Source organism: Planctomycetia bacterium (assembly GCA_016795155.1).
GTDB lineage: Bacteria > Planctomycetota > Planctomycetia > Gemmatales > HRBIN36 > JAEUIE01.
In genome coordinates this window covers 1-19,639 of record JAEUIE010000030.1, presented here as the reverse complement: position 1 = coordinate 19,639, position 19,639 = coordinate 1, and the positions used below count along the sequence as shown (strand labels likewise).

The 19,639-nt window shown below is 51.9% G+C and carries 21 protein-coding genes; 6 read left to right on the top strand and 15 right to left on the bottom strand.

The window, feature by feature from the left end:
- Positions 1-84: 84 nt before the first annotated feature.
- The 11 genes from JNJ77_12210 to JNJ77_12160 form a co-directional block, all read right to left on the bottom strand.
- A complete protein-coding gene (locus JNJ77_12210) occupies positions 85-681 on the bottom strand; it encodes a DUF4256 domain-containing protein (GenBank protein MBL8823346.1) in 597 nt (198 codons plus the stop codon).
- Positions 682-727: 46 nt separating this feature from the next.
- Positions 728-1,741 (bottom strand): DUF1016 family protein, encoded by a 1,014-nt coding sequence (locus tag JNJ77_12205; protein ID MBL8823345.1) that lies wholly within the window; start codon positions 1,739-1,741, stop codon positions 728-730.
- 144 nt (positions 1,742-1,885) lie between these two features.
- On the bottom strand, positions 1,886-2,095 hold the full coding sequence (locus JNJ77_12200) for a hypothetical protein (protein ID MBL8823344.1): 210 nt from the start codon (positions 2,093-2,095) through the stop codon (positions 1,886-1,888).
- A 50-nt stretch (positions 2,096-2,145) separates the two neighbouring features.
- Positions 2,146-2,496 (bottom strand): DUF5076 domain-containing protein, encoded by a 351-nt coding sequence (locus JNJ77_12195; GenBank protein ID MBL8823343.1) that lies wholly within the window; start codon positions 2,494-2,496, stop codon positions 2,146-2,148.
- Positions 2,497-2,562: 66 nt separating this feature from the next.
- The gene (locus tag JNJ77_12190) at positions 2,563-3,003 is read right to left on the bottom strand and encodes an SRPBCC domain-containing protein (GenBank protein MBL8823342.1); all 441 of its coding nucleotides are present in this window, start codon (positions 3,001-3,003) and stop codon (positions 2,563-2,565) included.
- The gene (locus tag JNJ77_12185) at positions 3,000-3,326 is read right to left on the bottom strand and encodes a winged helix-turn-helix transcriptional regulator (protein MBL8823341.1); all 327 of its coding nucleotides are present in this window, start codon (positions 3,324-3,326) and stop codon (positions 3,000-3,002) included. Before JNJ77_12185 ends, JNJ77_12190 begins: the two co-directional genes overlap by 4 nt.
- A 129-nt stretch (positions 3,327-3,455) precedes the next feature.
- Complete coding sequence (locus tag JNJ77_12180; GenBank protein ID MBL8823340.1) at positions 3,456-4,136, bottom strand: hypothetical protein; 681 nt, start codon at positions 4,134-4,136, stop codon at positions 3,456-3,458.
- Entirely contained in the window at positions 4,123-4,656 is a 534-nt protein-coding gene (locus JNJ77_12175) for a sigma-70 family RNA polymerase sigma factor (GenBank protein ID MBL8823339.1), read from the bottom strand. The genes JNJ77_12180 and JNJ77_12175 overlap by 14 nt, the downstream gene beginning before the upstream one ends.
- Before the next feature lie 170 nt (positions 4,657-4,826).
- The gene (locus tag JNJ77_12170; GenBank protein ID MBL8823338.1) at positions 4,827-6,428 is read right to left on the bottom strand and encodes a TolC family protein; all 1,602 of its coding nucleotides are present in this window, start codon (positions 6,426-6,428) and stop codon (positions 4,827-4,829) included.
- A 31-nt stretch (positions 6,429-6,459) separates the two neighbouring features.
- Positions 6,460-7,971: a biotin/lipoyl-binding protein gene (locus JNJ77_12165; GenBank protein ID MBL8823337.1), complete on the bottom strand. Its 1,512-nt coding sequence runs from the start codon at positions 7,969-7,971 to the stop codon at positions 6,460-6,462.
- Positions 7,972-7,976: 5 nt separating this feature from the next.
- Entirely contained in the window at positions 7,977-9,647 is a 1,671-nt protein-coding gene (locus JNJ77_12160; GenBank protein MBL8823336.1) for an ATP-binding cassette domain-containing protein, read from the bottom strand.
- 181 nt (positions 9,648-9,828) lie between these two features.
- On the opposite strand from JNJ77_12160, the gene JNJ77_12155 reads away from it, so the two are divergent.
- Positions 9,829-10,383: a DUF1579 domain-containing protein gene (locus JNJ77_12155; GenBank protein ID MBL8823335.1), complete on the top strand. Its 555-nt coding sequence runs from the start codon at positions 9,829-9,831 to the stop codon at positions 10,381-10,383.
- A 55-nt stretch (positions 10,384-10,438) separates the two neighbouring features.
- Here JNJ77_12155 and JNJ77_12150 read toward each other — a convergent pair whose 3' ends face one another.
- Together JNJ77_12150 and JNJ77_12145 are read right to left on the bottom strand one after the other, a co-directional pair.
- Entirely contained in the window at positions 10,439-11,446 is a 1,008-nt protein-coding gene (locus tag JNJ77_12150; protein MBL8823334.1) for a PEP-CTERM sorting domain-containing protein, read from the bottom strand.
- A 59-nt stretch (positions 11,447-11,505) separates the two neighbouring features.
- Positions 11,506-12,486, bottom strand: coding sequence for a hypothetical protein (locus tag JNJ77_12145; GenBank protein MBL8823333.1), 981 nt, complete (start codon positions 12,484-12,486; stop codon positions 11,506-11,508).
- 381 nt (positions 12,487-12,867) lie between these two features.
- Between JNJ77_12145 and JNJ77_12140 the strand changes: the two genes are divergently transcribed.
- The 4 genes from JNJ77_12140 (at position 12,868) to JNJ77_12125 (ending at position 16,994) form a co-directional block, all read left to right on the top strand.
- Positions 12,868-14,427: a serine/threonine protein kinase gene (locus JNJ77_12140; GenBank protein MBL8823332.1), complete on the top strand. Its 1,560-nt coding sequence runs from the start codon at positions 12,868-12,870 to the stop codon at positions 14,425-14,427.
- A 67-nt stretch (positions 14,428-14,494) separates the two neighbouring features.
- Positions 14,495-15,070 carry a hypothetical protein gene (locus JNJ77_12135; GenBank protein ID MBL8823331.1) on the top strand — a complete coding sequence of 192 codons (576 nt, stop codon included), beginning with the start codon at positions 14,495-14,497 and terminating at the stop codon, positions 15,068-15,070.
- A gap of 76 nt (positions 15,071-15,146) precedes the next feature.
- The gene (locus tag JNJ77_12130; GenBank protein ID MBL8823330.1) at positions 15,147-15,965 is read left to right on the top strand and encodes an acetyl-CoA carboxylase carboxyltransferase subunit beta; all 819 of its coding nucleotides are present in this window, start codon (positions 15,147-15,149) and stop codon (positions 15,963-15,965) included.
- A gap of 162 nt (positions 15,966-16,127) precedes the next feature.
- Positions 16,128-16,994 (top strand): serine/threonine protein kinase, encoded by an 867-nt coding sequence (locus JNJ77_12125; protein MBL8823329.1) that lies wholly within the window; start codon positions 16,128-16,130, stop codon positions 16,992-16,994.
- Here JNJ77_12125 and JNJ77_12120 read toward each other — a convergent pair whose 3' ends face one another.
- Together JNJ77_12120 and JNJ77_12115 are read right to left on the bottom strand one after the other, a co-directional pair.
- Complete coding sequence (locus tag JNJ77_12120; protein ID MBL8823328.1) at positions 16,995-17,654, bottom strand: hypothetical protein; 660 nt, start codon at positions 17,652-17,654, stop codon at positions 16,995-16,997. It lies immediately after the preceding gene.
- Positions 17,647-18,459 carry an inositol monophosphatase gene (locus JNJ77_12115; protein MBL8823327.1) on the bottom strand — a complete coding sequence of 271 codons (813 nt, stop codon included), beginning with the start codon at positions 18,457-18,459 and terminating at the stop codon, positions 17,647-17,649. Before JNJ77_12115 ends, JNJ77_12120 begins: the two co-directional genes overlap by 8 nt.
- Before the next feature lie 1,006 nt (positions 18,460-19,465).
- Between JNJ77_12115 and JNJ77_12110 the strand changes: the two genes are divergently transcribed.
- Positions 19,466-19,639: prepilin-type N-terminal cleavage/methylation domain-containing protein (locus JNJ77_12110; GenBank protein MBL8823326.1), on the top strand; the 174-nt coding region annotated here is incomplete at its 3' end.

The following is a 19,639-nucleotide window of genomic DNA, read 5'->3' as shown; positions in this document are numbered from 1 at the left end:
CATGCCTCCCTGAAAGTCTGCCAACACCCGCTCACGTAAATCAACCGAGTACGCTTTCATCTGTGACTCCATGACATGGACACGTCACAGTATTTCATGTATTACCTGAATGCGCAAGATGGTTTTTGAAAATGCTCTAGCCGCATAGTACGATTCGGCACCGTTGTGATAGAGAAAGACCGTATCGTACCGGCGATCACAGAACAGCGCGCCGCCTAGCCCTCGAATGTCAGGCGGAGTAATAATCCAGCTCGACGTTTTCGTATCGAACTCTCCCAGTTTCTGGAGTTCTCGATACTGCTCTTCCGTGAGAACCTCAACGCCCATAGCCGCAGCCATACCCAGTGCGCTGTCGGCTGGTTTGTTTTCTTTCCGCGATGCCAGTGCTTCCGGATCGTAACAGATGCTTCTGCGGCCCTTGGGGGTTTCCGGTGAACAATCGAAGAAGAGAACCTCGCCTGTCTTTTTATCGTGACCGACAACATCCGGTTCACCACCGGTTCTTTCCATTTCATGTAGCGACCAAAGCTTGTCTGGCTTCGTTTCCAGCCTGGCTTGAACCCGTGCCCATTCGATGCCCTTGTGCCGGTGCGTGTTCTCCTCAAAGCGGGTTCGCAGTGCTTTGAGAAGCGCATCACGTTGTGTGGAGGACAATTCCTTTTTTGCTTTGGCGTTTTTCATCGAATTCTCCTATGTGTATTGATGGTAGGCAGTGAAGAATGTCTGGTTACTCGCCTGCCTCCCTCAGCGTTCGTTCCAATTCCAATCGTAGCTCTTCTTTATTGGGTAGGTAGAGCTGGTACTTCTGCACAAACAGTTGACTATTCATCCCGTAGGTGGCGTACTCCACCAGCAACTCATCCTTGTGACGGCTCAAGATGATGCCGATTGGCTCCGCATCGCCTTCGGTGTTTTCCTCCGCTGCGAAGTAGCCCAGGTAGAGATTCATTTGGCCGATGTCGTGATGTTCCACATCTTCGATCTTCAAATCGATCAGCACGAACCGCCGCAGGATGCGATGGTAGAAGACGAGATCCACCTTGTAGTGTGCGTTGTTGATGGTGATGCGATATTGCCTGCCGACGAACGTGAAGCCTTTCCCCAACTCGAGGAGGAACTGCTGCAGGTGATCGCACAGCAGCGTTTCCAATTGGGTTTCCGAAACATGTGTGGCTTCCGGTATTTTGAGAAACTCGAAGATGTATGGTTCACGCAGCAAGTCGTTCGGCGACTCGACCAGTTGGCCCTGACTGGCGAGTTGAAGTATTTCGGACTTGTCCTTGCTAGCTGCCAATCGCAGAAATAGGGCTGAGTTCTTCTGCCGCTTCAGTTCACGAACCGACCAGTTCTCCGCGATCATCTGCTTTTCGTAGAAGCTGCGTTCGAGCGGTTCGTCGATCTTGAGGAGTTCGACGACATGCGACCAGCTTAAAAAGTGCGACAGTGTCGCACCTTTTGGGTAAGAGATGTAGAACTGTCGCATGCGGATGAGGTTGCTGCGGTCAAATCCCTTGCCATGTCGTTGCCGTAAGTCCTGAGCCAGTCGGGTGATAAGCCCGGTGCCATACTCCGCCTTCGACTGGCCACCCTGCTCGAATTCGACGATGTGCTGGCCGATTCGCCAGTAGGTTTCGAGCAGATGGACATTAGCCGCCCGTATGGCTTGCGACTGCCCGGTGCCCAGCGTTGTCGAGATGACTTGGAGCAACTGATCGTAGTTCGGAGTGGGTGTTAGTTCCATGGGTTGCCGTTCTTAAGGCGACAAGTTGTGGCAGGGTTATGCATGTACCCATGCATGACCCTGCGAGTTCGCTGAGTTCTTGCACAGCCAGCAGGGTCATTCGGAGTACCGAATAACCCTGCCACAGCTTACTACGATTGCAAGTTATGCCGATCTCTTCGCCATCAGCCGCCCCAGCTCATGGCCTTTCCACATCCACAATCCAGTGAGAACGAGTAGTGGAAAGAAGACAAACCGTGTCGGCCCAGCGTAGTCAGGCAAGTTCGCAAACGGGCTGTACACATACCCCGCGATGGGGATGGCCAGCACCATGTGTATGCCGCGAAGGATGGAACGTTTGGTGGCTGCGGTCATGATGGTGTCCTTATGAAAGTGACGTGATAACCATTCCTGACAATATCAATTCAACTTCGCTTCTTCTTTTTGGGCTTGGAGGAAGAGCGTTTCTCATTATTCACGAAATCGCCAATATGATCAGACGTTGGATGCCCCATCTCGATTATGAACGACTCACGAACTCTGTTGATAGTCTCACACGGGTCACGACCATACTCGATCTCGTGTGCGTTAGCGATATGGCGCACCATGTCTGCCAACAGAACACCCCATGCGTGACATTCATCAATATTGCGTTCTTCCCAAAAACCGATGTTCAGGACACAATGTTGCTTTTTATTCGCAATCCAGACGCGAATCATCTCAAGGGAACGTGTATCCGCTACTGCAGCAGGAGGGATGGGAAGTTCAGTGGACATTAAGAATCCTCGTGGTTTCGAATTAGGCCAGTAGCTTTCGCATGTTGCATCGAAAGTATGGCTTGTCTAAATGTTCGGTTTTCCCAGCCCATCCACCACCACCCCAAGCTGCTTCAGCATCTTCGCCCAGCCGTACTCGGCACCTTTGAATGCTTGTTCGCCGAAGGCTTGCGTGATATTGAACCCGGCGTGTTCAAAGAGAAGTTTCGTACCGAGGCCGTCGGGTTCGAGACGGAAGCTTACCTTCGTATCAGCGAGTTCCCCGGCTGACCACGAGAACACGAGTCGACTGGGTGCTTCGCACTCCAGCACTTCGCAGTGAACGGTCAAGCCTTCGAAATTCATCTTCGGATTCCCCGGCACCTGGAACGTGAAGTGATGGCCGACGCGGGGTTCGAAGTCGTTCGGGAACATCCACTCGGCCAACGTGGCACTCTCGGCGATCGCTTGCCAGACTTGTTCCCGAGGCTGCGGAAAGTGCATCTCGCGCTGGATCGTTTTGCTCATGCCTTGCTCCTGGCTAACACTTTCTGCAGCCGCTCGAGCCGGTCGTCCCAGAACCGCTCATAGTGCGATAGCCATTCCCGCACTGGGCCGAGACGGTCAGGGACGAGGTGGTAACGGCGTTCGCGGCCATACCGCTGTTCTGTCACGAGGCCGGAATCGAGCAGGATGCGAAGATGCTGCGACACCGCCGGGCGACTCATTTTGAAGTGGGTTGCTATCGTGTTGACGGCACTGTCTTCGATTGCAAGCAGATCGAGCATTCGCCTGCGTGCCGGATGGCTGATGGCGGTGAAGACATCGGGCTTATGTTTGAGAGCAACCATGCAATCAGTATAGGTAAGTAATTTCTTACGTGTCAATCAGATTTTTATTTCCCCGAAAGTTTGCACGGTTCGCATGTGTACATGCAAACGGTGATATCTGTTCGCAAGTTCGATCAGCCGTGATCACGATTACCCCGTGAGTGCTTCCCACTTTCTCAAATCTGCGGCTGCAGTGTTCAGTGATTTGCCGGAGATATCATCGAGCACTGCCTGCCACCAGCGATGATGCTGAAATTTTCTGGCCAGGTAGCCTGCCAGCAGGTGGCCGAACAGAAGGAAAAGCACCCCGAAAATATAGTTCACCATCAACCAGGGTTGGTGAATCCGATCGATCAAGTTAAAGCGGTTATCTGACTGCCAGGCGAATAAGCCGTGCAGGAGGGTGACGATTCCGCAGAAGCCTGCCAACGGTGAGAGGAGAATGATCCATTTGAACTGACTGATCCTGGCAACACGCAGTTTTTCGAGTTTCGTCTGGATGGCAACCACAGGCCCATACCAGTTGATGTCAGCGGTAAGTTGCAACTGATAGATCGAACTGATCAGCAAGGCGATGGCGCTGGCCATGGTGATGAGGGTTGGGAACAGCACGGCGGCCTGGTGGCCATGCTGATAAAGAATGCTGCCGGTGGGCCAGAGAACCATGCAACAGAAGGCGATATCGAGAGCAGGCCAGAAGGCATGCCAGTTGATGCGACGTTGGGCTGGTTTGACAATGAGTTGTTTCATGAACTCTGAACCCAGTGCCAGTGTCCTGTCGAGTTTCTGGTCAAGTTGTTGCCAGCGCTGTTCCAGTTCATTGAGTTGCATGGTGTGACTCCTGTTCGTCGTTCAGAATGGTTTGTTTCAAAGATTGCCTGAGCCGATTGAGCCTGGTACTGACGTTGGATACAGTGATACCGAGGATGTCGCCGATTTCGCGATGCGATTGCCCTTCCAGATGAAGCAGCAACAAAGCCCGGTCAGCATCGCTTTGCTGTTGTAACAGGTAATGCAGATCGAGAAGTTCCTGCTGTCTGGTGATGCCTGTCGAGTGATTGTCAAAGTTGTCTCCATCGTGCTGGTGCAGGCTCTGTTCCTTGCCTCGCCGTTTGTTTCGGCGGAGGTGATCAATAGCAACGTTCAACGCAATGCGGTACATCCAGGTCAGGAAGTGGCGACTGGCATCGTAGCGAGGAAAGGCAGACCAGAGGTGTGCCAGGATTTCCTGCAGCAGATCGTCACGGTCGTGAGTGTGTGTGCCATACACCCAGCAGATTTTGTGCAAAGCCCGCTGGTGGCTGTTCAGCAACCCAAGAAAGTGATCATGATGGGTAGGCAGTGAATTCATGAGCATCCATAGAACCTGTTGTGCGAGCATGGCATCATGGCCTGCCTGTTCCTATGCCGGTGTTCACATTGTGATTCGAGCAAACGTGAGATTTGTCACAACCGGGATGAAATAATTGGTGAATTCATCCAGACTTGCGGATTATCAGAATGCGAAAGTTGAACCTGGAATTATCGTGTCGGAGCGAGATCAAGCCCCAGGGCGGCGCGGAAATCAGCAACTGCACGGTAGAATTCGGCTAAGGCATCAATCAGCCTGGCCTTGGCCCCGGCAGCGGCCAATTCGCGGAGATTCACTTCTAGCAGGGTGCTTTGTCCGGCACGAAACCGGGTGAATTCCAGTTCAGTCACCTGCTGGGCTACCTTCACTTCTTCTTCGGCACGTGCGATGCGCTCCAGGCTGCGATCCAGATTGGAGATCGCATCCTGCACATCGGCGCCAATCTGCTCGCGAGCAAATTGTTCCTGCCATTGCAATTGGGTCAGTAAGGCACGAGCTTGTGCCTGCCGACCGGTGGCGTCACGCCATTGCAAAGGCATATCGAACATCACCGTGCCTTCGAGTACTTGAGAGTCTCCCGGTGTTCCATCGCTGTTTTTCTTCATTGGGCCGAGATCGGTAGAACCAGCAACGCCGGTGGTAAGATTGGGCAACAGTTGGTTCGATGCGAATTGCAAATCGACTTCGACACGCTGTCTCAATAAGGAAAAGCGGCGCAGTTCAGGCCTGTTATTAACAGCAGCCTGCAGGTCAGCATCCAGGGTGTCAGCCTTGGGAGAAAGCGGTTTACTGGTGAGCAGTGTGCGAGGCATCTGCTGAAGGGTAGGCAGCATGGGCTGTCCCGCTTCATCCCGCAGAAACAGTGATAATTCAATAGAGGTCTGTTGCAGTCTGCGTTCGGCTTGCGCCAGATTACCGAGCCGTTCGGCAATCAGACGACGATTATCAATGACAATAATTTCAGCGATGGCGCCGCGCTGGAACTGTGTTTCAAAGCCTGCCTGTCGTTCCTGGGCAATCTTGAAGAGATCCTGGGCGACATAATATTGTTCACCGGCAGCAATCCAGTTCCAGTAGGTTCGTGTTGCAGCCCGGAAGTAATCTAGCCGGGAACGTTGGATGATGGGATCAGCCAGGGATTCCGCAATCTGTGCCTGCCGCAGCGCGGCACGGGGGCGATCGATCGGAGCATTGCGGAGAAGGGGTAGCTGGAAACCGCCGCGAAACTCGCCGCCATCACCGGTTTTATAAAACCCGTAATAGGGGGGGAAATCTCCGTTGCTGAGTCGATAGCCGCCAAAGTAAGATAGGCCATTCAGGGTAGTCAATTGTTCAACGGTTACATCCATTCTGCCACTATCATAGGTACCCCGTTGTCCGGTAGTGCGTGCTCTGACCGTGGTGTCAAACGCTCCTTCCGTTGAAAGTCGCAACCCTGCAGCGATATTTCGTTCTTCTTCAATGGCCAGCAGTAATGGAAAATTCTGGTCAACACTGTTCAGCACCGTGTTGAGTTCGATGTTGCCAGTGAATGCAGGTCGCACTGAAGGTTTAGAAGTTGACTGATTGCTGGCAGGAAGTACAGGCGGAAACAACTTGTCAGCCGAGGGTGCCGATAGTCTAGCCGATGCCTGTACAACATCGGGTGAGGAAGATTTCTCCATGGCAGGTGCAGAAGGTTTCTGGAAAGATTCCGTGAGCTGCTTATCGCTTAAGCAGCCTGAAATCAGAAACCAGGCAGGTGCCAACCTCCATGCGTGCAACCTGACCATCCGAATACTATCCCCCGAGTTTGTTGACAGGTTATTTTCGCTGCACCGGTCCGAGAAGTTTCTTTTCGGCTTTGACTTCCGTGTTGTCACGAATGGGAGGAAAGCCGTTTAGTTGCCGCCAGAGTTCCCAGCCGATGGAAACGCGATTGAGCAACACCCAGCCTTGCGTACGAACCCCCTGTCGCAGATAGTCCTCTGATGGCCAAGGCGCGTCGTTCGGGTCAGGCTCGACAAGGATGCGAAACTGCCCTTTATCATCCGCGGTTGGATCTACCAGATACACCAGCCCCCCGAATGTGCCAACGGCAACGGAAGGCCAGCCTACGAATTGAACCGCGGGCCAACCCTCAAACTGCAGACGTACCCTGTCCCCCTTGCGAATCAGAGGCAGATCGTTGCCATCTACAAAAAGTTCGGCGACAATACCTGGGTGGACGGAATCTGTCAAGACCCAAGTGCGACTTCCCAGAAGTCGTGCAGGCTGTAAGGCAATCAGGCCATGAGAAGACCCTGCTGGTGTCAGGATGCCACTGAGAAACAGGGAAAGCGGCACAGTCTGCGACAGGAGAGTGGGTTGAACTTTGACACTGTGGCGGTAGACATCCGGCACCAGCATGGCCAGGCGTTCACCCGGCCTGACGAGTAGCCCGCCTTGTTCGGCATTGGCCAGCAGCCGCCAGACGGTGCCATCACAAGGGGCATCGACATATTGAGCTCGCTGGCGTGCGATTCGAACTTTAATCTGCGCATCGTCACGACGCACCATGGCGACTTCCGCTTCCGCGCTCCGGAGCAATGCGTTTTCGGCATTGATCATGGCAGCGGTGTCCCGATCCACTCGATTGAGTTGCGATTCCGCCACCTGAACGCCGTCCTTTCCGATCTGGACCAGTCGCTGTGCCTGCTTAAGTTTGGCCCGTGCAACTTCCAGTTGCTGCAAGGCCAGTTCGACGTCGCGCTGTGAAGCGAGACCACCCTGTCGATTTTCAAATAACTCTTTCTGCCTTCGATAATTCGGTTCAGCCGCATCGACTGCGGCCTGGGCTTCAATCTCCTGAAGGACGAGATTCTGGGCACGTTCTCGTTCAATGCGCAGAATGCCCTGCTGGATGCTGATCTGCAGATCACGCGAGCTTTTCAGATTGCGGATACGAGAATCAATTTCCAGAACGCGCCCTTCGACTGCACGCAGACGATCCTGGATGGCTCGTTCTTCATCGAGCAGACGCAGTTCCAGATTGGGATCGTTATCCACCATCTCGACAATACGCTGGCCGGCTTTGACACGATCACCTTCGACGACATACCATTTTTTGATTCGGCCTTCGATGGGAGAGACGACAAACTGAGGCCGTTCGACCGGGTTGAAGGCGATGGCTCGACCGATGCCGTGAATCGTCTGCGTCCACGATACCATGAGCAGGAGAATCGGCAGCAAGAGCAGCAGAATCAGAATCAGGCGATAGACCCGGCGAACACCCTTGGGAGTTTCTGCCCGATGCGTGCTGGTGAGACGTTCATGCGTCTGGAATTCAGTATTCATGGTCATCATGCGGTCACAGGAGTTGAGGGAATGCCGAGCCTGATGGTGCGCTGGCAGAGCCTGGCCACGTCAGGGCTGTGTGTCACCACGATCAAGGTCCAGGGTGCATGTTCCTGGAAGAGGATGGGAATCACCTTGTCGCGAACAGTTTGATCCATGTCGTCAAGCGATTCATCGAGAATGAGCAGTGAAGGCCTGGTAATGATGGCGCGAGCAAGCATGAAGCGTTCTGCCTGGCCCAGGGACAAGGGTCTGCCTCCGGTAGCCAGATAAGTCTGCAACCCCTGGGGCAGCCTCATGATGTCATCGAGCAAGGCTACCGATTGCAGAGCCTGTCGTGCCTGTTCGATGGTGAGCGATTCCTGTCCCATGCAGAGATTGTCGAAGACCGTGCCTCCAAATATTTCGATGCCTTTGACAAACGAAACCTTCTTGCGATAGTCATTGAGGTTCAGATCACGCAGGTCCATGCCATCCACTTCAATATGGCCTCGCTGCGGCTGTCGCAGCCCGAAAAGCATTTCGGCGAGAGTCGTTTTTCCCGAACCATTGGGGCCTATCAGGGCAACACGTTCACCCGGCTGAATGGTCTCCTCGAAATCCTGGAAGACATGACGATTACCCATGTCGTATTGGAATGACAGGTTCTTGAACTGAACGGCAGCGCCTTTCTGGCCCGGTCGATATGTTTCGTTTCCCGTGTTTTCCAGGGGTACATCAAGGAGATGTCCCAGTTTTTCAATGGCAGCCAGCAGATCATAATAGCTTTCGAGTTGTTTGCCAATCTTGGCGAAGGTGCCAGCCATCAGGCTGACGACGAGTTCTGCAGCAACGAGTTGCCCGAGAGAAAGCTGTCCCTGAATGACGAGATAGCCACCCACGCCCAGGAGCATGACGCTGGCGATCAGTTGCATGATCAGGGCAAAGCCGAACTGTCGCATCAGGACAAAAAAATGGGATTCGCGGCAATGCAGATACTTTTCGGTAAGCTGATCTGCCCAGTGTCGCGAGAACTCGGCGCCACCACCCAGTTTGAAAGCGATCGGGTGCCGGGCGATTTCCTCGAGCCAGCCAGCTACCAGATACTTGGCTTTGGATTCCTCAATGGCGGTTGCAGTTCCACCGTATCCCAGGATGGTCAAGAGGATCAGTCCCAGGATCAGGAATAAATCAAAGCCCAGCAGCCATTGGTGATAGCTGCCGAGGAGGATCAGGCCGATGATGGCTTGCAGAATCAGGGTAATGCCATCGAGGAGGAGGACTGCGGAGGATTTCTGTACCGTTAACACATCAAAGAAACGATTGACCAGTTCCGGCGCGTGCATCCGATCGAGAGCGGCCACATCGATGCGAGGTAAACGAAAGGAGAGGTCATCCACCACGCGAACAAAGATGCGTCGCTGGATAAATTCAACCACGATATTCTTTAACAGTCGCAGGCATGCTGCCATGCCCAGGGCAACCAGCAGACCCAGACAGAGGACAATGAGTTGCTGTGTCAGTGTGGAAAGTGCAGTCGTATTCACTACTGCCATCACAGCAATAGGAATCGCTAGATTCAACACTCCGACACCGATCGCAAAAACCACAACAATCCAGAGTTCACGCCGTTCGGTTTTCAGCAACGACCAGAGACGCCGAATGGGAGAAGGGTGATTCGATACAGTTGATCCCATACGTGCTGATGCTCCGAACGGTAGATGGCATATACTTCATAGTTATTATGCAAAGCGGATGATTTGGTTTCACCTAACAGGAATTCGTCGGGAGACTATTGCCGGTTCAGTGTACAAGGCTCTAAGTTGAGCAAAGCATGGAATTACGGGCAGGGATGCAGGATTTATTGGAGTTAATGCAATGAAAAACTTCTCAAGGTATGCATGGCTGTTCGGAATCATCATGACTGGTGCACTTCAGGCACAGGATCCTGGACAGCTTCCCAAACCCCAGAAAGAACACGAATGGCTGCAGCGGTTTGTCGGTGAGTGGGATACGGACACAGAAGCCATCATGGCTCCGGGCCAACCGCCGATGAAATGCAAAGGCACGATGAACTTCAAAATGCTCGGAGCGTTCTGGGTTGTTGCAGATAACAAAACGAGCATGATGGGCATGAATGTGTCAGCTATTTTTACTTGTGGTTATGATGCAGAAAAGAAGAAATATGTTGGCACCTGGATCGATTCCATGGGTGGCCACATGTGGAAGTACGAAGGCACGGTCGATGAGTCTGGCAAGAAACTATCGCTGCATGCTGAAGGCCCCAACATGATGAAGGAAGGCAAGATGGCCAAGTATATCGATAGCTACGAATTCAAATCGAAAGATCACATCGTGCTGACTTCATCGATGCAGGGCGAAGATGGAAAGTGGGTACAGTTTATGACAGCGAATCTGATGCGGAAAAAATAGCAATCAGCATGATTTAAATTGACATGCCTGAGTCAATCGAATCAGGCATGTTTGTTTATACCAGTGCATCTTCAAGACGTTTGCTCTGACGACGGCGATATACGCCATACCCCATGCCGGAAGCAGCCAGGCCGATGACCAGAGCAATGCTGCCCGGCTCCGGAACTGCAGCGATGGAGTTGACCCAATCGATTCGGCTGCTGATGCGGGTGGCGTAAGATCCGAGAGGAACCGGATCATTGCCCGTGATCAGATTCTCGCCATCGTAAAAGCCACGAGCATCAAACAAGGCGGCAGCAAAGCCGGAGCCATTGGGAGTCTGGCTGACCTGATCGACCAGGCTGTTGATGCCTGCGAGTTTCCATTGGTTGTCGTTAGGATCGAGAATAAAAGTAGGCCCGCCACTATCTCCGCCGGAAAGCACAGCACCATCAGGATTCATCAGATTACCGTTGCCATCGAGAATGCGGTTGAACGTGAAGTAAAGGTAATCTCCTTCGAATGTCCCGATCAAACCCGGATTCACAATGGAATTGACGGTATTGGTTCCCCAGCTGCGCAAGGTGCCTGTACCGCCCCATTGCCAACCTGCCAGGTTGGAAGTGCTGGGAGTGTTGACCGGATCACCACGGGTTGTGCCGTTCCCCATCGTAACAAGAGGCAGGTTCGTTTCGTTGTTTCCCGAGTAAACATGAATCCAGTGGGTGAAAGTCTGAGGCCCGTCGATCCGCCAGATGGCCAGATCATTGAAGGTAGCAACCTGCAAAACGGGGTATTGAATCGGGTTGGGTCCGCCATCGTTATAAATGAAGAAGCCATTGTTACCACCACTACCGACATGGGTCGCGGTGATGTAATGGGTGGGGCTAATTGCCGTGCCGAGGAATCCACCATGCTGTCCGGTATAGCTGCCAAGGTTGAATGGTGCGGGGTTCTTGTTGGTGCCGCTGTTATCCAGTGTGCCGTTAGTAGCTCGACCACCAAAAACTATCGCTGCGTATAAAGGCTGGGCAACCAGAGCAAGAGCAAGGCAGCAAGCAAGCAGAGGCTTGATACATTTCATAGGTGAATTCACGTAGGTGCATCTCAAGTTGATGCACCAGTTTAACGAGTTGTATCTGACTATGCAACGTCGCGGTCTTCAAAAAGCAGCAAACCTATCAGCATGGCAATAGTACAGAAGATCACCGCATGGATGCCAACTTGCAGAGTGTATGCATTCCAGGGTACTATGATCAATCCACTGGCAAGAGCTGACTCGATTTTGAAAATATTCAGCGATGGCATAATAAATCCGAAGAGTTCTGCAACGAACTTTACCAGAGGAATATCACCAGCCTGGTTCTTCAGCACAGGTACCAAGTTGCCCAGAAAGAAGATGCTCAATCCAACGAACATGTTCAGCAGGAATGGCAGACGAGTAGCCAGGGCAACCGTAATCGCAGTCATGATGGCAATCTGACAGAAATGACAGAAGGGGCCTGCAGATAAAAGTCCTATGACCATGAAGATTCGCATCACATACATCAGTCCTTCCTGAAGAACATCAGGCGCTTTCAACATGATGCCTCGTAATTCGTTGAGTGAGCCGATGAATGTCTGTTCCTGAGGGTTTTTGATCAGATCTTCGAGCAGTCCTTCATAATCGATCTTGATGTTGATGGACCAGCCCATGAACAAGGTCAGCATGATCATCATCAACAGGGCAGCGGCGAGGATCCCGAAGAATTTGCCAAGGAGAAAATCACGCCGGGCAACAGGCTTGGAAAGCAAGGTAACAGCAGTTCGCCCTTCAATTTCTTCCGAAACAGAGAGAGCACCAGTGAAAAGCACCAGAATCAAAGGCGGCAAAAGAATAGCGGAAAGTTGTAGTTCCTTGAGCATTTTCAGGTCTTCGCCAAACGTATAGTAAGGCAGAAAGATGGAAATACTCATCAAGGCGATCATGGAAACCAGCAGAAACCAGTAGAGAGGCTGACGAATGGTTTCCTTATAAGCGGCCTGGGCAACGGCCATCATTTTGGTTGGAAGTGAACCAACGGCAAAATAAATGAGAAAAAGGACTAAAAGGACCATCACTCCCAAAGTAACAAAAGCTGCCATACTTAAACTCGCTGAATCTCTGCAACAAAATGGAAGAACTATCAGTCAGAATAAGGACTTCAGTGCCCTGTGCCCATGTGGAACCGAGCAAGAAGTGTGAGGATAGTACGTTAATAAGCCTGTAATCGTTCGAGATTATGGTGCGAAAATGGCAGAAGACCTTGCGGAACCGCTACAAACTGCCTGTAATAGGTAGTGTGACGTGATGAATATTACGTTTCAATCAAGAAATTTGCTCTTTCCTTGTGCAGAGGGGAAGAGTGTGAACTAAGCTATGAAGGTAGTGCAGAGTTGCTGCACTGGCGTGAAGTGAATCGCCCCCGCGACGACGGCGCCAAGCCGGTATCACGCAGAACCATTAACAAGTGAGGTTGCCTGCCCATGATGACTGCCGAATTGGGCGCATGCGAGTGGTTCGTCTGGGATTTACGTCGCAGTAATCTCGTCGAACGTGGTAAACTGGAACAATTAGTTGCCGACTATATGGCCCGGCACCCGAAAGCAGAGCCTGCCGAGCTGGCTGCGCACCTGGTGGATCAGGGAATTCTGACCCGTTTCCAGGCCGACAGTCTGCTCAATGGCAAAAGCCAGGGGCTGGTGCTTGGTTCATTTATCGTTCACGACATCCTGGGCTCCGGCACCATGGGTACCGTGTATAAAGCCAAGTCTAAGGTCAATAACGAATGGTATGCGGTCAAGGTGCTGCCTCGCCGCAGCATGTGGAATATCCGCCTGGCCCGCCGCAAGGTGCGTGACTTTGAACAGTTCAGCCATCAGGCTGTCGTGCCTTTCGTGGATGTTGGAACTGCAGGGGCCATGCACTACCTGGCCTGGCCACTGGTGGAAGGTGAGCCACTGAACAAGTTAATCGAACGCCGTGGCCGGCTCGATGCCTCTGAAGTAGCCCTTTTCGGAATGCTGGCCGCGGAAGGTCTGGAAGCGTCGCATCAGCGCAGTATTCTGCACGGCCTGCTGAAGCCTTCCAATATGATGATCACGCCTGATCAACGGGTGAAGATTCTTGATTTCGGCGTCGGTTCACTTCTCTTGGAATCTGAAAGTGGCGAATCCGTTGTTGATACGATGTCGAGTGCGAACACTCTGGCCTCTGGTCTGGATTGTGCCAGCCCGGAAGGGATCATGGATCCCGCCAGCATGTCGTTTCCTTCGGATCAGTACAGCCTGGGTTGCATTCTGTATCACTGCGTAACTGGCCAATATCCATTCCCCGGCAACAATGCCGTCGAAAAGATGATGGCGCATCAGACCAAGCAGCCTCAGGCCATTCGCGATCTGGCTCCCGATTGTCCGGATGAACTGATAGAAATCATTAACAAGCTGATGGCCAAAGACCCGAATGCCCGTTTTTCGAGCATGGGTGAGGTAGCCAGTGCTTTACGGCCACATGCCATGATTGTTCCAGCCTTGGCACAAACCGCACAAGTGGCCAGTCGTGGTGGCAAACGTTCCGCCGGGGCAGTTCCTGCAGCACGTCAGCCTGCCGCACCTCCACCACCTGTAACCTATGCCGACCCGGATGAAGAACCCATCTACGATGCCCCACCAGCCATCATTCCAGCTGGTGGACGACAGGGTGGGCAGCGAGGTGGTTCGCAGTACGCCCGGCCAACACCCCAGCCGATGGCTGGTTTGAGTGACACAGTTGCCGAAGTGAATAATGGCCTTGCCGCCTCCGGCTTTTCATCACTGCGGGAAAGCCTCCAGCAAGATCCACGCATGCAGAACCGCCAGGCCGCCAACAACGGCATGGCCGTGGGGCCTGCAGGATATCCGCAAGGCTACCAGCAGCCTCCGCAACAGGGTATCAGCATGATTACCCTCGTGGTTATCATCATGTTAAGCATTCTGATGGCCATGGGTATTTCCATCGGCGGCATGGTCTGGCTGATCAAGTCCGGAATCATCAAGCTGGGTGGTTAAAATTGCCCGGAGCTACTACACCAACCGCTGGGAATTACCTCAGCGGTTTTTTTGTTGAGGCCAAAGTATGGCCAATCTGTTTCAGGCTGATCCAACACAGTCAGGCCTGTATCGAGGCTTGTCTTCCCTGTTTGGCTACGTCAATCAGGATGGAAAACTCTCCAAGACCAATTGCGGTCTGGCGGCGTGTGCAACATTGCTGACATTCAGCGGAGCAATGCCTCGGTTGGAGAATACGGCGGAGCATGAAAACCCGAACATGCTCAACCTCGAATCGCATTTCCCCCCGAATATCCTGTGTGGCATGGCAGGGACCAGTCGAGGCCGCGTGGAACGTATACTCGACGCACATGGCTATGAAGCGGTCGAAATAAAAGGCGAACAGCAACTGCGGGATTCACTTGAACTCCAGCAACCCGTGGCAGTCATGTTGCAGGTACCAGGCAGTGCTGTAATGGGAATGTGCATGCCTGCCGGGCACTGGATGGTCGCATACGGCTACAACGATGAAGCAGTCTACTTGACAAACTGGTGGCAACATGCCATGTCCTGGCAGGAATTTCGCGATGGGTGGAACGGTGCAATACCCTGGTGCATCAATATGGATCGCAAAGGATTAATGATCCGTCCCTGGGTTCGGTAATCTTCCCTGGTGTACCCTAGCAACTGAGCGAAGTTGGCATTAAGATAACAGCTTAATTTAACACACTGGCCAACCTATGCTGCCTGTTGATCGCCCGAAACGCGGTGTTCCTGAAGGATTGTTTACCCTGTGTCCGGGGTGCAAAAATACGATCTATCGTAAGGAAGCTGAACAGAAGCTGCATTGCTGCCCGCAGTGTAACCATCATTTCACGATGCCTGCCGGTGCCCGCATAGCCAGCTTGCTGGATGAAGGCAGCTTTGAAGAATGGTGCTCCGACTTGCGATCGGTTGATCCCATAGGCTTTGTTGATCGCAAGCCCTATATGAAACGCCTCAAGGATGAGATGAACAAAACCGGAATGACGGAAGCCGCCGTGGTGGGTAAGGGCTTCATTCGCGGTCGTGGTGTGGTATTGGGAATAACTGATTTCACCTTTATGGCAGGCAGCATGGGTTCGGTAGTTGGCGAAAAGCTCACTTATGCGGTTGAGCAGGCGACAGCATTGAAACTGCCGGTGATCATTGTGAGTGGTTCAGGTGGCGGGGCCCGTATGCAGGAATCCATATTGTCACTCATGCAGATGGCGAAGGTGAGTGCAGCCCTGGCCAGACATGACGCGGCCAAGGGGCTTTACATCAGTGTGCTGACCAACCCGACGATGGGTGGAGCAGCCGCCAGTTTTGCGACACTCGGAGATATCATCCTCGCTGAGCCGAAAGCCATGATCGGTTTTGCAGGTCGGCGGACGATCTGGAATACCGTGCGTATGGAGTTGCCTGAAGATTTTCAGACCAGCGAGTTTCTTCTGGAACATGGTTTTGTGGATCGGATTGTGCCAAGGTCGGAATTGCGGACCGAAATAGCTAGGCTGATCGATTTCTGCGAGAACTAAACGGAATCTGCAAGGTAGCTTCAGGATGTCCGGGTATAATGACCCAGTAGATTCCTTTCAAAAAGTTTTCAGTCAGGAGCATTTCTGATGGGTTGGCTGTCCTCGATGTTTGGGAAGAAGAAGCCAGACCCCAGGAACATGACTGCGGCTCAGTTCCGCAAAATGCAGTTGAAAGAGCAGATCGACAAGGCGAACAAGATTCCCAAGATCAATATTGCAGACCGTTTCGGCCTGGAATTGCGTATTGGCCAGGGCAGCATGTCGAAAGTCTGGAAAGCTCGTGACGGCAAACTGGGCCGCCAGGTCTGTCTCAAAATTCTCGACAAGGAAAAGACCAAGCGATTCGATGCACGATTCGTTGGATTGGTCAGACCTCATGAAGGCATCATCAGTGTTGAACTCAAGCACAAGAATTGCGTGAATGCCTACGATTGGGGCTTTACCAAGGATGGTGAAATCTTCATCGTCATGGAGATGGTGGAAGGCGTTGGACTGAATTTCCTGATTGAAACGAACAGCAAGCAACTCGCGCAGAACCGGGCAAATTATCTGATACAGGCTGCAGAAGGGCTGGGTTACATCCACGACAAAGGCTACATGCACCGGGATGTCTGCCCGCGTAACATGCTGGTGAACAGCGAAGGTGTCTTAAAGCTCATTGATTTTGGCCTGACCATTCCCAATACCGCAGACTTCTGCAAGCCGGGCAACCGAACAGGTTCAGCCAACTACATGGCGCCGGAACTGGTGCGACGCAGTTTCACTGATCAGCGGGTTGATTTATTTGCCCTGGGCGTGACAGCATATGAAGTCTACACTGCGAATCTTCCCTGGGAAAGCGGTGGGCAATCGCTGCAGTCAGCGCTCAGTCGCATGAATTCACCACCCAAGGATCCGCGTGATTTCAAGCCGGATTTGCCAGATCCTATTGCGAATTTCCTTTTGAAAGCCATTGCCAAGGATCCAAACGAAAGGTTCCAGACTGCTGCGGAGTTTAAGGAAGCACTGAAACGGTTAGGTGTTCCATAATCACTGGTGCAGAACAAGATGGTGTACGATGGCTGGTGGTACGTTCAGGAAAACCTTCCGGGCACGGGTTTGAAACTGCTTGATCTCTTTCTGTAAATGCCTTCCCACCAGTTGCAGTCTCTTCTTTTCAGTTGGTTTGACAAAGGGCATTTTCATCTCACGAATGGCAACATACTCAAAGAAGGCGAAGGTAGCACCAGGAGCAGCCAGCCGATGTATGCTGTCCCAGATGCTGCGTACCAGCCTGATGGGGAAATTGTTGAAGGGGAGGCCACTGATCAGATGCTGATAGATACCCTGGCCGGGCAAATCCTGAACCGGTGCATGTAGAAACCGAAGCGGTGCAGGGGGGGAATCAAGCCTGGCGGGCGATTCGACCTGAAATCGCTGACAAAGCAGTTGAACAAACTCTTGATTAATTTCAACAACATCCAGTTGATCACCCGGTTGAAGCAGCGGAAGAATCTGAGCGGTGACTGGCCCAGTACCTGCTCCAATTTCCAGTATCCGTGCAGGAGGCCGTTGTCCTTTCAGGCTGGCGGCCAGTTCGCGCCCCAGGGCCTTGCTGCTGGGCATGAGTGAACCGGTGTGGAAGAAATCTTTGCGGAATGCTTTCCACATCACGCTGCGTTCACGCAGGAACCCTACGTGTTTAGGCATTGGTTGTTCCTGGCGAAAGTGAGTTTAATCCATGGAGTATCTTATCGTGCAATGGACCATTGCTGGAAACAAATACTGTTTCACGCAACGGATGATACGCAGAGCCATCGCGTTGACTGATGTTGCCGCCCGCTTCCTGTACCAGCAACATGCCTGCAGCAATATCCCAGGGACAAACCTGGAATGCGAAGAAGCCATCGAGTCTACCTGCAGCAACATAGGCAAGATTTAATGCAGAAGAACCAGTTCTCCTGAGCCCGCGGCAGTGGTAGCCGAACCAGGCCCAGGCATGTAGTACTTCTTCCTTACCACGTAAATCTGCGGGAAAACCCACCGCAATGAGTGCCTGTTCCAGGTTATTCGCTGCAGAGCAATGAATAGCTTCTCCATTGAGTCTTGCACCATGCCCTAGCCTGGCGGTGAACAATTCCTGGCGTATGGGATCAAAAATGGCACCTTCCAGAACCTGTTCTCCAGATACCAGTGCAATGGAAACTCCATAACAGGGTAAGCCATGCACATAATTGGTGGTCCCATCAAGTGGATCGACAACCCATAGAGGTTTGTTGGAAGCAAGCAGAAGTTCTTTTTCACTGTGCTCGGTTTCTTCACCGAGGAATTCGATCTCCGGGTGGTTGTTGTGCAGAATTTCACGAATGGCATTCTGGGCTGCGTGATCAGCATCCGTCACGAGATCGAATCTGCCTTTTTCACTGAGTTGAAAGGAGCTTTGTCGCCTTAACAACAATTCGCCCGCTGTTCGGGCGGCATGTTCAATTGATTCGAGAACCTTGTTTGGAGTCATAACTGAATTATCCGGGTAAATCGAACAAGGAGCAAGGCATGGATGCATCTGAAAGCAAATGGGGAACCCCGATGCATACTTTAATGATTACTTTAGTTAATTAGAATCATGCCATTTATTAAAGTGCAGTAGTAACGAAGAGTAAGTTAATAATTACTTTAGTTAATTAAGAATTTACCATTAATGATATAATATGACACGTTACATTTTAACCGGTAGTTCATACTCCCGTGAAGTTATGAACAAGGAGTGTTGCCATGAATCGAACACAGACATCTTTTAGCACGGTGTTGATGCAGTCGATCGCGGAATAACTCCAATTCGAACAGAAATCTCTGTGTGTGTGGCGAGGAGGCTGGCACAAAACTGTGGCGAAGGAGGTAAGACAAGTCTGTGTCCAAGCGTGGCTTTATTCAGGTAGTGATGAGGAGCGAAGGGAACCGATTCGCCATCCCGGTAGAGGTACTGGAAGAGGCTTACGGACAGTTGCAGTACACCTGAATAACATCGCGATCGACGCTGGAATTCAGGGCGTATCTAACAATCCTTCTATGCAGCACACGTCGAGCATACCCTATCTTCGCCTCTGCTTTCAGAACACCATCGCTCAGAAAATAGCATCCTCAAGAAATGTTTAACTTCGATCGCGACTCATCGTCAACCAAGGATGAATGGCTGACGAACCGTGGAAGCATACAGCACCAAACGATTACACTGGAGCCTGCACCTGCACATGACGACGAATCGGACTGTGGGAATCAACCGCGCAAGAAAGAGATCGCAGAGAACTTACAGATGCGTGAATATCCTTCGAGATTGTTATTAATTATGCGTAGAGTATGCATGAATGGATAGACATTAACAATTACTTTAGTTAATTAAAAATATACCATTATTTAAAGTTACTATGCATTGTAGTTTACGTGAAGGTATAAAGCAGATACGATGTAAAAATCAGGGTGTTATCCCCTGTATAAATTTCTCTTTTTTGTGTGGAGGAGACTTCATGTCGAAGCGAGTAGGTACTCGTCGATCAGCGTTCACGCTGATTGAACTGCTGGTGGTGATTGCGATCATCGCCTTGCTGATGGCTCTGCTGTTGCCAGCCATCCAGAAAGTTCGCGAAGCAGCTAACAAGATGCTGTGCGCGAGCAACTTGCGTCAGATTCTGACCGCAAGC

Bases quoted from the DNA above. Each gene is read 5' to 3' on its own strand.
- JNJ77_12160 (MBL8823336.1), bottom strand. From the start codon at position 9,647: ATGGGATCAACTGTATCGAATCACCCTTCTCCCATTCGGCGTCTCTGG.
- JNJ77_12145 (MBL8823333.1), bottom strand. From the start codon at position 12,486: ATGGCAGCTTTTGTTACTTTGGGAGTGATGGTCCTTTTAGTCCTTTTT.
- JNJ77_12205 (MBL8823345.1), bottom strand. From the start codon at position 1,741: ATGGAACTAACACCCACTCCGAACTACGATCAGTTGCTCCAAGTCATC.
- JNJ77_12185 (MBL8823341.1), bottom strand. From the start codon at position 3,326: ATGGTTGCTCTCAAACATAAGCCCGATGTCTTCACCGCCATCAGCCAT.
- JNJ77_12195 (MBL8823343.1), bottom strand. From the start codon at position 2,496: ATGTCCACTGAACTTCCCATCCCTCCTGCTGCAGTAGCGGATACACGT.
- JNJ77_12115 (MBL8823327.1), bottom strand. From the start codon at position 18,459: ATGACTCCAAACAAGGTTCTCGAATCAATTGAACATGCCGCCCGAACA.
- JNJ77_12125 (MBL8823329.1), top strand. From the start codon at position 16,128: ATGCAGTTGAAAGAGCAGATCGACAAGGCGAACAAGATTCCCAAGATC.
- JNJ77_12210 (MBL8823346.1), bottom strand. From the start codon at position 681: ATGAAAAACGCCAAAGCAAAAAAGGAATTGTCCTCCACACAACGTGAT.
- JNJ77_12130 (MBL8823330.1), top strand. From the start codon at position 15,147: ATGCTGCCTGTTGATCGCCCGAAACGCGGTGTTCCTGAAGGATTGTTT.
- JNJ77_12175 (MBL8823339.1), bottom strand. From the start codon at position 4,656: ATGAATTCACTGCCTACCCATCATGATCACTTTCTTGGGTTGCTGAAC.
- JNJ77_12120 (MBL8823328.1), bottom strand. From the start codon at position 17,654: ATGCCTAAACACGTAGGGTTCCTGCGTGAACGCAGCGTGATGTGGAAA.
- JNJ77_12165 (MBL8823337.1), bottom strand. From the start codon at position 7,971: ATGAATACTGAATTCCAGACGCATGAACGTCTCACCAGCACGCATCGG.
- JNJ77_12150 (MBL8823334.1), bottom strand. From the start codon at position 11,446: ATGAAATGTATCAAGCCTCTGCTTGCTTGCTGCCTTGCTCTTGCTCTG.
- JNJ77_12135 (MBL8823331.1), top strand. From the start codon at position 14,495: ATGGCCAATCTGTTTCAGGCTGATCCAACACAGTCAGGCCTGTATCGA.
- JNJ77_12180 (MBL8823340.1), bottom strand. From the start codon at position 4,136: ATGCAACTCAATGAACTGGAACAGCGCTGGCAACAACTTGACCAGAAA.
- JNJ77_12190 (MBL8823342.1), bottom strand. From the start codon at position 3,003: ATGAGCAAAACGATCCAGCGCGAGATGCACTTTCCGCAGCCTCGGGAA.
- JNJ77_12140 (MBL8823332.1), top strand. From the start codon at position 12,868: ATGATGACTGCCGAATTGGGCGCATGCGAGTGGTTCGTCTGGGATTTA.
- JNJ77_12170 (MBL8823338.1), bottom strand. From the start codon at position 6,428: ATGGTCAGGTTGCACGCATGGAGGTTGGCACCTGCCTGGTTTCTGATT.
- JNJ77_12200 (MBL8823344.1), bottom strand. From the start codon at position 2,095: ATGACCGCAGCCACCAAACGTTCCATCCTTCGCGGCATACACATGGTG.
- JNJ77_12155 (MBL8823335.1), top strand. From the start codon at position 9,829: ATGAAAAACTTCTCAAGGTATGCATGGCTGTTCGGAATCATCATGACT.